8 protein-coding genes are annotated in these 13,547 nt (G+C 40.2%); 5 read left to right on the forward strand and 3 right to left on the reverse strand.

Translation table 11 applies throughout. The features are described from left to right. Nucleotides 1-49: 49 nt before the first annotated feature. Nucleotides 50-1,237 carry a radical SAM protein gene (locus H6H03_RS24320; RefSeq protein ID WP_190957627.1) on the reverse strand — a complete coding sequence of 396 codons (1,188 nt, stop codon included), beginning with the start codon at nt 1,235-1,237 and terminating at the stop codon, nt 50-52. A 121-nt stretch (nt 1,238-1,358) separates the two neighbouring features. Further along, the gene (locus H6H03_RS24325; protein ID WP_190957628.1) at nt 1,359-1,727 is read right to left on the reverse strand and encodes a Nif11-like leader peptide family RiPP precursor; all 369 of its coding nucleotides are present in this window, start codon (nt 1,725-1,727) and stop codon (nt 1,359-1,361) included. Between the two features lie 332 nt (nt 1,728-2,059). On the opposite strand from H6H03_RS24325, the gene H6H03_RS24330 reads away from it, so the two are divergent. From H6H03_RS24330 to H6H03_RS24350, 5 genes are all read left to right on the forward strand, one after another. Continuing rightward, a complete protein-coding gene (locus H6H03_RS24330; protein WP_190957629.1) occupies nt 2,060-4,777 on the forward strand; it encodes a CHAT domain-containing protein in 2,718 nt (905 codons plus the stop codon). A gap of 48 nt (nt 4,778-4,825) precedes the next feature. Next, entirely contained in the window at nt 4,826-6,043 is a 1,218-nt protein-coding gene (locus H6H03_RS24335; protein WP_190957630.1) for a sigma-70 family RNA polymerase sigma factor, read from the forward strand. 2 nt (nt 6,044-6,045) lie between these two features. After that, nucleotides 6,046-7,188, forward strand: coding sequence for a DUF1822 family protein (locus H6H03_RS24340; protein WP_190957631.1), 1,143 nt, complete (start codon nt 6,046-6,048; stop codon nt 7,186-7,188). 152 nt (nt 7,189-7,340) lie between these two features. Beyond that, nucleotides 7,341-9,680 (forward strand): CHASE2 domain-containing protein, encoded by a 2,340-nt coding sequence (locus tag H6H03_RS24345; protein ID WP_190957650.1) that lies wholly within the window; start codon nt 7,341-7,343, stop codon nt 9,678-9,680. A gap of 80 nt (nt 9,681-9,760) precedes the next feature. Continuing rightward, nucleotides 9,761-10,546: a DUF928 domain-containing protein gene (locus H6H03_RS24350; RefSeq protein ID WP_190957632.1), complete on the forward strand. Its 786-nt coding sequence runs from the start codon at nt 9,761-9,763 to the stop codon at nt 10,544-10,546. Nucleotides 10,547-10,906: 360 nt separating this feature from the next. On the opposite strand, the gene H6H03_RS41445 is transcribed toward H6H03_RS24350, so the two are convergent. Next, nucleotides 10,907-12,739: a calcium-binding protein gene (locus H6H03_RS41445; RefSeq protein WP_190957633.1), complete on the reverse strand. Its 1,833-nt coding sequence runs from the start codon at nt 12,737-12,739 to the stop codon at nt 10,907-10,909. Nucleotides 12,740-13,547: the final 808 nt, after the last annotated feature.

Consider the following 13,547-nt stretch of genomic DNA (forward strand, 5'->3'; position numbering starts at 1 on the left):
TCAGGAGTCATAATTCTTATTGAAAAATCTTTTTACCCAAGTCTCAAAATCAGCCAGGAATATCTAAACCCAAAATATGTTTAGAAATATAATCTTGGTTCATATTAACTTTACGAGTTATTGGATTGATGATTCCAGTTTCTTTAAAACGTTTTTCAATGTATTGGAAAATTCCTTTTTCCTTTGTACATTGAGCATTTCCATCTGCATCAATTTGATTGTGAATCACACTTTCTTCAGCAACAGGATAACCGCTACATCTACCAAAATATTCACATGAATGACACGCAGATGCCATGCGTTTTTCTGCCGCCATTATCGCTTTTTCATGTCCAGCGCTGAGAACTATATTTTCTAGAGGAGTCTCAAATAAATTGCCATGACAAAATTCACTATTGTAAGCATCTGCATAGCTATAAATGTCACCATTAACATTAACTAAATACATATATTCCCATTCTCGCTTATTATAAAAATCTGGCTGAGCATTAGGAATATAATGACGAATTACTGGTTTAATATAATCAATAATTGGTCTTACTCTCACTGGGCTTTTACTTTCTAACCACAGATCGAATAAAGTACGATAAGCATTTAAAACCTCATTGGCACTTATTTCATATCCTTGATGTTGTCCATCAAAAGCGCCGTTGAAGAGTGGTAATACTCGAAATGGTATTTTTATTTTTTCGTAGAACCGATAAATTTCTTCGAGATATGGCAAGTTTAACTTAGTTAGAACTGTAATACATCCAAAGTTAATTTTTTCAGATTGTAAGCGATCCATATTCGCCAACACAACCTGTAGAGAATCTTTGTTTGCTTGATTAACGCGCAGTCCCCCAAATAAATCTACAGAAACTCCTACGCCATCAAATCCTTCTCGCAACAAGTGAATATGTTTGTTGTTGAGTACAGTTAAGTTTGTTTGGACAGTGTTTGTTACAGAACTAGCTAGTTCGCCAAAAATTTGTTGCTGGCGGTCAAAGGTTCGCCAATAATAGTCTGGATGTTGTAAAAGAGGTTCGCCACCATGCCAAATAAATTGAATATCTACTGGGCGATCGAGGCGATTATAATAACTAGCAATATGAGCATACATCTTGTCTAATTGCTCTGGTGCGATCGCCTCACGATTGCCTAACTCTGCATATTCATAGCAGTAACGACAACGAAGATTACAGAACTTAGAACTCTTAATTACAAATTGAACTCTTTTCCTCTCTTTCGATGTCATACGTTTTTCCAATGGCAATTTATAGATTGTGCTGATAGTTATGAACCAGCTTGGTTGATGAGAAAGATTTCGGCATTCATAAAATCTTCAAATCAACCAAGCTAGAAGCAATAGCTACTGATTAATTTGCTAGCGAACGAAACGCTTCCACAGCAGAGGGACATGAATCGGTGGCAGAATTAATCGCTTCTTGGGCCACTCCATCTTGCGTTGTAGCACTGTAAGGCTGGTTTTGTACCCAGGGTGGCCCACCTTCACGAACGAAATCTGATGGTCTACCTCCAGCTACTGCATTTAACTGTTCATCAGATAGTTCAGCCTCTTGTAGGGCTGCTTTTAATTGCTCAGTTGTAAAGCTATAACCATGCTCTTGTGCTATTTGAATCAGTGCTTCTGGTGCGATTTCAGCCAAACGCTGATTCAGCCTTCCCTGCAAAGATGTATCTTTAAAAACAGCATCAAAGAATTGAATAACTGCCTCTTGTGACATTATTACTCCTTGTCAGAATGACTTTTCATTTGTCGCGTTCAGTATATTCAATGTATTTGGCGATTGTCGATATATAAAGGTTAAGAAAATTTAAGTATTTTCCGATACAAATTTAAATAATATCAATTTTTATAGTTTTTTAAGTAAATTTACTGTTGCTCTAAAAACATATCCCAGAGCCTAATGCTATAACCGTAGTGCTTTGATTGCGTTTGCCAAATCTAAAGCTAGTGAATTTACTCACTCATTCTCTTGATGAAAATGATAATTATCGGCAGAAGCTAAAGCGATACGGTTGAGGACGCGAAAACATACATCCAGAAGTTTTATTTATGCAAATTTTTTGGAAAAAAATTGGTTTAGCTCTTTTTATTCCTCTTTCTTTGGTGGCAACTTTAATTGGCCAACAAATTATTGCTGCAAAATCTTCAGATAAAGTTACACAAAATAAAATTCAAAAACTGGCAAAAAACGATTCTATTCCAAATACTACTCAAAAAGTCCAAATACTCACCCTCTATCAGCCTCTTGGGCATCTGCAATGGGAAGGAGAACGAGTTAGCAATACTGGAATTGCTTATTTTTCCCTTGATAGTTTCTCAAATGAGTCTATCTCTGAGTCTGATTTAGATGTGGCACGCACTAGTCAAGATCCATCTAAAATAGCTAAAGTTTTAGCAACGTTAGGATTATCTGCTCATCTTCAAGGTGAGTACGATAAAGCAATTAATTACTATAAAGAAGGATTAGAAATTAGCAAAAAAAATGCATATTTTGAATTAGAAGCTATCCTTTTAGGAAATTTGGGACTGGCTCATGTCCAAAAAGGAAATTATTATGCTGAGACGATAGATTATTTAAATGATTATTGGCAGTTAATTCACACTCGCCAGCAAAATACCAAGGTAGCACAACTTCAAGAAGCCCAAGCATTAGGAAATTTAGGCAATGCTTATTATGGAGCAGATTTGTATGTAAAAGCGATCGCGTTTCACCAAAAACGTCTGGCTTTATCTCAAAAAAATAAAGACCAAGCAGGACAAGCAAAAGCTTTAAGCGACTTGGGGATTGTCTATCAAGCTTTGGGAGATCCAAAAAAAGCGATTGACTATCAACAACAGGCATTAACCTTAGCTCAGCAAATCAAACAGCAATCTCTAGAATCGTTTGTTTTGGGCAACTTAGGTATTATTTATCAAAATCAAAGCAATTATTCAAAAGCTAGCGATTATTATCAGCAACGTTTAGCGATCGCTCGTCAACTTAAAGACTTACGTTCAGAAGCTGAAACTCTAGCAAATTTAGCAGGTATAGCTTATTTCCAAGGAGATTATCACGGGAGCATCGCACTTTTTGACCAAGGTTGGAAAATTTCTTGGGAAAGACTACACGATGGCGATATTCTGTATCGTATTCTTGGTAATCAAGGACTCGTCCACTTTCAAATGGGCAACCTCGACAAAGCTTTAGAGTCCTACAGTAAATATTTTCAATACGCTTCCTCGCGCAATAATCACAGAGAACAAGGCATTGCTAAAATTAACGCCGCAGCAGTTCGCCTCCAATCAGGAAATCCAGCAGGGGCAGCAAAAACCCTCGAAGAAGCAATTGAAATTTGGGAGTCTTTGCGAGCCAGACTAGGCAGCAATGATAGTTTTAAAATCTCGATTTTTGAAACCCAAAATGCACCTTATAGCAATCTACAAGCGGTATTAGTTGCCCAAAACCAACCCGAAGCCGCCTTGCAAATATCTGAACGGGGGCGTGCCCGTGCCCTTGCAGAGCTACTTTCTCGCCGCCTTTCTACTGTTGCTACCCAAACACAAGCACCAACTACAACCCTTGCTTCTCCTACGATTGCAGAGATTAAAAAAATAGCTGAAAATCATCATGCAACTTTAGTAGAGTATTCCATTGTGCCTGGAAATTTCCTAGTTGAAGGAAAGCTAGAAACCCATGAATCAGAACTTTTAATCTGGGTTGTCCAACCAACAGGTAATATTACCCTCCGTCGAGTTGACCTCAAACCTCTTTGGCAGTGTCAAAATCCTCAGTTATGTTATCCAAAAGGACTAGCAGAGTTAGTTTCTAAAACTCGTGAGTTGCTTAGTATTAGAAATCAGAGTTTACAGATAAGTAGTAACGTATCTTCTGTAATTAATGAAAACCCTTTACATCAACTGCATCAATTATTGATTCAACCTATTAACGATTTGCTTCCTCAAGATCCCAATAATCATGTAATATTTATTCCTCAGCGATCGCTTTTTCTTGTTCCTTTTGCCACCCTTCCAGATGCCACAGGTAAATTATTAATTGAACGGCATACAATTTCGATTTCACCTTCTATTCAAGTTTTAGATATCACATATCAACTACGAAAAAAGCCAGGAGCAAATAAAATTTCTGACTCAAACTTAATTGTTGGCAATCCAATTATGCCGAAAATTGTCACTCAACCAGGGGAACCACCGGAAGAATTGCCTCCTCTCCCTGGTTCTGAACAAGAAGCCAAAGCTATTGCCCAACTCTTCCAAACAAAAGCGCTGATTGGTGCAAATGCCAACAAATCTAGGGTGTTGCAACAAATGAGCAATTCAACTCTAGTTCATCTAGCTACCCACGGCTTGCTTAGCGACTTTCGCGGCTTAGGAGTACCAGGAGCGATCGCTCTGGCTCCCGATCCTACAGTCCAAGGGCAAACCTCAACACAAGAAAATGGTATCCTTAGTGCCAGTGAAATTCTCGATCTCAAATTAAACGCTCAATTAGTCGTTCTCAGTGCTTGCAACACCGGACGAGGAAAGATTACTGGAGACGGAGTAGTAGGGTTATCTCGTGCCTTAGTTGCTGCACGGGTTCCAAGTGTAGTAGTCTCTTTATGGGCATTACCTGATGAACCAACTTCTTTACTGATGACCGAGTTTTATCGCAACATACAACATCACACTGATAAAGCAGTAGCATTGCGTCAAGCCATGTTGACTACAATGAAACGCTATCCTCACCCATTAGATTGGGCAGGTTTTATATTAATAGGTCAACCTTGACATCCTCCCGATCTTGACTACTTGTTTTTGAAGGTTCATCTTGAATCTATGCGTCCTCGCCAGAACATTTCAGAAATATTTTCGACTTTCATCCAATTTGAAGCGGATCGCTTCAACTGTTGGATATATGATGCCAAACTACGGCGCAGTATCCAAAATTGCTTGGTACAGATATCAGAAAACAAAGGCTCAGAAAATTTTTGGGCAATTTACTGGCATAAAAACTGGCAAAATCAGCCCAATTCTTTAGCTGAAGCACATCTATCAGCTTATTTGCAAGAAACTTGTTATTGGTCAGCACAAAGGACGATTCCTCAAATTGCTAGCGTCCAGTGTACATTGTCTGACTGTTTTCAAATAGCGATCGCAGAACTACCAAAAATTCTCAAAGCTTGCGATCCCGACCAAAAAGCCACCCTCAAAAGCTACAGCAATGTGGCTTTTGGCAATGTAATTCGTGATGCTTTGCGGCAAAAACAAGAAATAGATTTTTGTAACGATTGGGCATTGCTACTAAAATTGAGCCGCAAGCGACTACAGGAATCTTTACAAAATGCTGGGCTAACAGATGAAACTATTGGCTGTTACTTGTTAGCTTGGAAATGTTTTGTAGATGGTTACATTCTGAGCAAATCGCCAGGAGTGCGGAAGTTGCAAAGACCAGACCAAGATACTTGGGAAGCCATTGTTCAACTCTACAACCGCGATCGCTTAACGCAACTTAACCCACCAGGCACGGAATCCAACGCCCAAACTCTTGAAAAATGGCTGCTGTTATCTGCAAAATACGCCCGTTCTTATTTATATCCTGTGGTTTCTTCACTCAACGCACCGAAAACAGGTCAAGCAGATAGTGAATTACAAGATGATTTACCAGACACTACTCAAAATGAATCTTTATTAGCAGATTTAATCGCCAAAGAAGAAGCAGAAAATCAAAAAAATCAACAACAAGAAATCCAGAATTTATTAATTACTACGTTGGGAAAACTGCCTACCCAATCACAACAATTGCTGCAATTATACTATCAAAAAGGACTTACTCAACAACAAATTGCTAAAGAACAGCAAATCCAGCAATATCAAGTATCGCGGCAATTGACGAAAACGAGAGAATCTTTATTACTAGCGATCGCCAAATGGAGTCAAGAAACAATGCATATTTCTCCGACTTCCAACGTGGTTAAACATATTAGTGCAGTATTAGAGGAATGGTTACAAAATTATTTCGGTAATTTAGAACCTCAGCCCTCAAAGGAGCAATAGCTATGTCATCATTTTGTGTTCCTCCGACTCAACTGTGGTTAGAGGTATCTCCCGAAGTTCAAAATCAATCTTGGCAGCAAAGCCAGTCTAGTGTTAGTCCCCGTAGCCGTTGGAATGTTTTTCTCAATCAAGTATGCCTCAGTACTTTTTTGCCTTGGTTACAAGCAGAATACGTACCAGAAGCTACTATTGATACATTGCCAATCAGTTGGGAATTGGTCAACGGCACTGCTATAAATATCGATACAAAACGCTTAATTTTAATTCCAGATAAAAGCTTAGAAACTAGAGAATTTTCTGTACCCCAAGAATGGATAGATATTCCTCAATGGGCAGGAGATTATTATTTAGCTGTACAAGTTAATCCCGATGGTGAGTGGATGAGAATTTGGGGTTATACTACCCACGAACAATTAAAAAATCAAGGTAGCTACGATTACCAAGAACGGACTTACTCATTAGATGCTACTCAAATGATTGAGGATTTAAATGTGTTTTGGGTAGTACGTCAACTATATCCCGAAGAACAAACACAAACAGCACTGGCTCCTTTGGCTGTTTTATCAGCCACTCAACTAGAAAATCTCTGGCAAAGATTAACAAGTCCAACAATTACTAATCCTCGCTTGGAATTGCCTTTTGAAATTTGGGGAGCCTTGTTAAATAGGGAAGACTGGCCGCAAAGATTCACACACAAACCAGCACTTGTTAACTTGCGTCAGTGGTTCCAAAATATAGTTGCAGATAGCTGGCAAACAATAGAAACCTTCCTGGGTACGCAGCCAGATTTCGCCTTTAGTTTTCGTCAGGTTAACGATGCGGCTGAGCAAACAATCCAACGAGTTAAGGAAATTGAGTTACCAAATAACAATCAAGCTGTAGTATTAATGTTGACTTTGACAGCAGAAATAGATGGTAGAGTAGGAATCCGCGCTCAACTGTATCCTCAAGAACGCAATTTCTATTTACCGAGAAATATTAGTTTGGCATTGATTTCTGCTGCTGGAGAAATTGTCCAATCAGTGCAAGCCAGGGAAACAGATAATTCAATTCAACTCAAACGATTTAAATGTCCCCAAAACACACGATTTAGCCTTCAGATTGTTTTAGATGATTTCAATTTTATCGAAGAGTTTGAAAGTTAATAATTGGGCATTGGGCATTGGGCATGGGGCATTGGGAAGAGGACAAGGAGAATTGGAAGGGGAAAGACTTGTTGCAAGTTCTCACTCAAGTCACCTTGTCCCCTTGTCTCCCCAGTCCCCAGTCCCCAGTCCCCAGTCCCCAGTCCCCACCCATGAGCAAACTCATCGTCCTCAACTTAGGAAAAGGAAACTTACACCAAGGCTTTCCCACGGTTATTGCTCAACTTTGGCAAACCGATACTCCTACTCCCATGCAATTTACAGGTGGATTGCCTGCTGCACCACAATTGGAGCATCTTTATCAACGTTGGCAACAAATGTATACAGCTTTGTATGCTAGTTTCGGTTGGCGCAGTGGCAGCATTGCAGACTTTGAAATTGATGAGGAAGATGTTACCCATATTTCCCAAGCGGAGTTTGATAACCTCTGCCAAGAATTACAAGACAGTTTAAATACCTGGCTCAATAGTTCGCTGTTTCTCAATATTGACCGGAAACTACGTACTCAACTCTCACCAAAAGAAGAAATTCGTTGCATAATTACTGCGGAATCTGAACAGGTTTTAAAGCTTCCTTGGTGTTTGTGGCATTTTTTTAGCGATTATCCACAAGCTGAGATTGCGCTGAGTCCGCCAGAATATACTCGTTCGATAAAAACAAATTCTCAAAAGAGTAAAGGTAAAGTCAGAATATTAGCAATTTTAGGCGATCGCCAGGGCATCGATCTCGAAAAAGACCAAAATTTACTGCGACAATTACCGAATGCCGAACTCAAGTTTTTAGTCGAACCCAACCGTTCCCAACTCACAGAACAATTATGGGAGTCAGGCTGGGACATTCTTTTTTTTGCGGGGCATAGTTCCAGCCAAGGCAAAGGGCGAATGCTGCTTAATTCTGGCGAAAGTTTAACCATTGACCAATTAAAGTATGGTTTACAAAAGGCGATCGCTCAAGGGTTGCAGCTGGCAATTTTTAACTCTTGTGATGGTTTGGGATTAGCCCAAGATTTAGCCGATTTGCATTTACCCCAGGTAATTGTCATGCGCGAACCCGTACCAGATAGGGTAGCGCAGGAATTTTTGAAGCACTTTTTGACACTTTTTTCACGGGGGAAAACTTTATATGCAGCCGTCAGAGAGGCCAGAGAAAGATTACAATCTCTAGAAGATGATTTTCCCTGCGCCACTTGGTTACCTGTAATTTGCCAAAACCCAGCAGAAATTTCCCCCACTTGGCAGGATCTCTGCGGTCGCAGGTTAGGTTTATATCTGCCGCGTCCGAATTTTAGGCAATTACCAGCAGTTTTTTTAAATAGCTTTAGTGTTACTTTGATTATCGTATTAATACGGTTATTCGGTGGACTGCAACCGCTAGAATTAGAAGCCTTCGACCAGTTAATGCGACTGCGACCTAAAGAACAGCCAGACTCGCGGCTGTTAGTAATAACTATTACCGACCAAGATATTCAAGCGCAGGGACAGGAACCGCGCCAAGGTTCCTTATCTGATAAGTATCTTAATCTCCTATTAGCGAAACTGGAACAATATCAACCAGTGGCTATCGGTCTAGATATATACCGAGATTTTCCAGTAAGTACCAATCAACCAGAACTAGCCAAGCGGATGCAAAAAAGCGATCGCTTGATTGCAATTTGTAAACGTGCTGACCCCAAATACGACCCGACAGGTATTTCACCCCCGCCAGAAATACCAGAAACACGACTGGGTTTTAGCGATTTTGTTGAAGACGATGATGGTGTACTCCGGCGTCATTTGTTGGCGATGACTCCCAACCCGATTTCCTCAAGTTGTACTGCGGCTTCTGCCTTTAGCGTGCAACTGGCATTTCTTTATTTGAAAAAACAGGGAATTACAGCCAAATTTAGCAAAAATTGGGATTTGCAACTAGGAAATAAAACTTTCCCATCCTTACAAAATCGAACTGGCGGTTATCAGTCCATAGATGACCAAGGTAGTCAGATTTTATTAAATTACCGTTTTTCGCCCTCCGTGCAAGCGATCGCACCTCAAGTTACCCTCAGCCAAGTTTTGAACGGACAAATTAACCCAAATGCCTTGAAAAACCGGATTATTCTGATTGGCGTCACCAGTAACAGCAGTAGCGATTACTGGTATACACCAGATGGGAAAAATCCTTCAGAAATTATCCCAGGCGTAATTATTCAGGCACAGATGGTCAGCGAAATACTCAGTGCTGCTTTAGACCAAAGACCCTTGTTATGGGTTTGGAGCCAATGGGCTGATATTTGCTGGATTGGGGCATGGTCTTTGACAGGTGGTTTGCTGGCTTGGTATCTTCGCAAAATAGCTTACATGAGTATTGCTGTCAGCACAGCATCAGTTATTCTCTTTGGACTTTGCTTAATCTTGTTGACTCAAGGCGGCTGGATACCTTTAGTACCACCGATGATCTCTTTGCTACTTAGTAGTACTATATTTATCTTTATTAGCAAAAAATTCCAGAAATTATAGCGATCGCAAGTGTAGTAATAAACTAGCTATAAAAATTCTAAATTCTGATTCTTTCTGGCGATCGCTAAATAATTTCTACTATGAAAAAGGTACTTTGGTTTCATACTACCACGCTGATATCTGCCCTTACCTTGAGTGTTTTTAACCCATCTGGAAATTTGCATGTACAGGCTCAAACCTTAACACCTACAAGCAAAATCACCTATGTTGCACCAACAGCACAGGAAAAGCCAGGAGAACCCACAGGAAGGCGTAGGGGTGGAGGTAGCCGTGGTTCCTGTAAGCAGTATGAAAAGCTGACAGCTTTAGTACCCATAACTAAGACAGGAAATAAAGATTTAGTATGGGGACAATCAGTATCTCAAACCCCAACATTTTGGTTTTTTGTACCCGATGGATTAAGTCCCAAAGTCCCTGTTGAGTTTGTAATTCAAGACGAAACAGATAATTACGTTTATCATACAAAATTTAATCCACCACAAACGCGATCGGGAATTTTTCGCCTACCCGTACAACCTACAAAACCTTTGGTAGCTGGTAAATCCTATCGTTGGACTTTTTCGATTTATTGCGATCCTGACAAGCCATCATCTGCTGTTTACGTCCAAGGTTCAATGACACAAGTCGCTATCAATCCATCATGGCAACAACAACTTGCAGCAGCTAAAACACCATTAGAAAAAGCTAGTTTTTTTGCACAACATGGTGTTTGGTATGATGCTTTAACCAGTTTAGGAGAAAATTTACAAAACACTAAACAAAAAGATCCAAAAATTGTATCAGCTTGGAGCGAGCTACTCAAACAAGTTGATTTATCTCAGGTTGGTACAGATGCGATCGAATTTGGCAAAAATGCAAAAAGCTGAAATTTAAATAATATCAACTTCGTTTAATTACTTATAATTCTAAATTCTCTGCGTAAGAGCGTCAGTTCTAATTATAACCATTTATCAGAACATGATATTACAAAATTAGCGATCGCTTGTTGTAATGTCCAACCAGGCTCAAACACTACTCGCACTCTATCCCAGATTAATTTATAGCGGATTTTTTGACCGTTGAATAAACCTTCAACTTTTTTGTTATGATAGGCTTTTTTATTATATTCTAAATTAGCGATCGCTTTCCAACCACAGCACTTTTTATGCAGATAAAAACCAGCCCTTCGCCGGAGTAAGGACTGGTTTTGAAGATAATGAAATTGTCAAACTAATCTTGACAGAATTTTAAACAAGCTGCACATCTGTACTAATTGCAAAACCAGCAGGTTTATTCTCAATGGTGGCAAATTGAGTTCCTTGGAAAAACAAAGCACCAGTAGCATCGTTGTAGCTGAAACTGCTGAAGTCAGCGGCACCAAAACCAATTTTAGAAATCTGAATCTTGTCACCTTCAACCCTACTGAAGTCTTTGATAATATCCAGACCTTCTAGCTTAGAGTTAAACACAAATTTATCTGCACCAGCACCACCAGTGACAATATCATTGCCAGCACCGCCTATTAAAGTATCATTGCCAGCACCGCCTACTAAACTATCATTACCATTGCCGCCGACGAGGTTATCATAGCCAGTTCCACCAGTTAGGTTATCCGCTCCGTCACCACCGAACAGGAAAGTCCAGTAGTTTGATGCTGTTAGCACATCATTGCCTGCACCACCTGTGAGGACTGCAAAATTTCCACCTTGTGCAGTAATGAATTCTACACCAGTGAGGATGTCGATACCTTCGTTACCATTGGCAGTGACATTATCAATCACCTGTAAATTGCCATTGTTCAGGAAAGAAATTGTATAGTCTGTATAATTTCCTTCATAGTTAACAATATCATAGCCACTACCACCGTTGATGAAATCATTGCCGATACCGCCTTTGAGGAAATCATCGCCAGCATCGCCATTGAGGGTATCATTACCAGCACCGCCTTTGAGGGAATCATTACCAGCACCACCACGCAGGATATCTGCATATTGTGTGCCTGTGATGTCAACTTTTTCAATACCAGTGTAACTCAGTAGTGCATTATTATTCACGAGGCTGAAGATGCCATTTGCTCTCACGTCTACACCAGCACCATTATTCAAATCAGTGTAGTCGGCTATTAGCGTGTCAATTCCTGCACCACCATCTACAGAACCATTTGAATCAATAAAAGTATCATCTCCAGCCTCACCATAAAGATAATCATAACCAGCACGACCTTCAAATTGATCGTTAGCAGCGCCACCAAACAGGCTATCGCTGTCAGCACCACCACGCAGGATGTCTGCGTATTGTGTGCCTGTGACGTTCAATTTTTCAATATTGCTATAACCAAGGACGCCAGTACCAGTGAGGCGACTGAAGATAACATTTTGCCCCAAATATCCTATATCTATACCAGCACCATTATTCAACTGACTGTAGTTGGCTACTAGTGTGTCAACACCTGCACCACCATCTACTGAACCATCTGTATCAATTACAGTATCATCACCAGCTTCACCATAAAGATAATCAAAGCCAGCACGACCTTCAATTTGATCGTTAGCAGCGCCACCAAACAGGCTATCGCTGTCAGCACCACCACGCAGGATGTCTGCGTATTGTGTGCCTGTGACGTTCAATTTTTCAATATTGCTATAACCAAGGACGCCAGTACCAGTGAGGCGACTGAAGATAACATTTTGCCCCAAATATCCTATATCTATACCAGCACCATTATTCAACTGACTGTAGTTGGCTACTAGAGTGTCAACACCTGCACCACCATCTACTGAACCAAATATATTATTTAACGTGTCATCGCCGTCATTACCATACAGGTTGTTATTTCCGGCACCGCCATACAAGTTGTCATTTCCAGCACCGCCATACAAGTTGTCATTTCCATCATCGCCATAAATTATGTCGTTCCCAGCAGCACCAAGCAAATTGTCGTTTCCAGTTCCACCATTAATGGTGTCATTTTGATCTGCACCAGCTAGGTAGTCATCACCGCCTAGTCCGTTGAGTATCCAAGATTCACTATTAAGTCCCAGGAAGGTGTTATTATTGTTGTCCCCAGTATAACTTTCCATATTACTTTAAACCTCGTTTTATGTGTGTAATGAAGTTTGGTGTTAGCCTTTGAACTTCTTGCTGAGTTACACGTTGCACTTTTGAGGTTTATGCACTCAAATTATAAAAAAGCCAAAAAATTTTTTAGCAACCCATTTATCAGGAAAGGCAGAGGGCAGGAGGCAGGGGGCAGGGGGCAGCTATCTATGTATGTTTCCTGCCCTCTAGCTTGAAAGTGGGGAGTGGGGAGTAGGAAGTAGAGAATGGGCAAAAGACTTTCATGTAAGGCTTACAAAATTGCTTCATCTGGACTGCCTGCTGCCTTCTTAAAACAAATCTTGGAGATTTTGAGGCATCTCCAACTTAAGATTTTTGATGACTCGATAGGGGCGATACTGAAATTTTGAGCTAAGAGACAATATGTGCGATCGTTAGTTAACAAGCCAAGCACTTTAGTTAACAAGCCAAGCGCTTTAGTTAACAAGGCAAGCACTTTAGTTAACAAGCCAAGGACTTTGTTTAACAAGCCAAGGACTTTGTTTAACAAGGCAAGCACTTTGGTTAACAAGCCAATGATATAGATGTAGATTGGGTTGAGGAACGAAACCCAACACCTCAAAGTCTTGTATGTGTTGGGTTTCACTTCGTTCAACCCAACCTACGCATCTGTTTCATTTTTTTCTGGAATTAGTATTACAGGTTGAGTTTTTGGTTTTATGTAGCAGTTTGGAAAAATATAGCCGTAGTCACATAGGTTAGGACATAATGACAAGCGTGAATGCTAAGAATAGCAATAGTTTTACCTTCTGCCTCCTGCCTCCTGCCTCC

Origin of the sequence: Nostoc paludosum FACHB-159, from assembly GCF_014698835.1 — a bacterium.
In the GTDB taxonomy this organism is placed as follows: domain Bacteria; phylum Cyanobacteriota; class Cyanobacteriia; order Cyanobacteriales; family Nostocaceae; genus Nostoc; species Nostoc paludosum.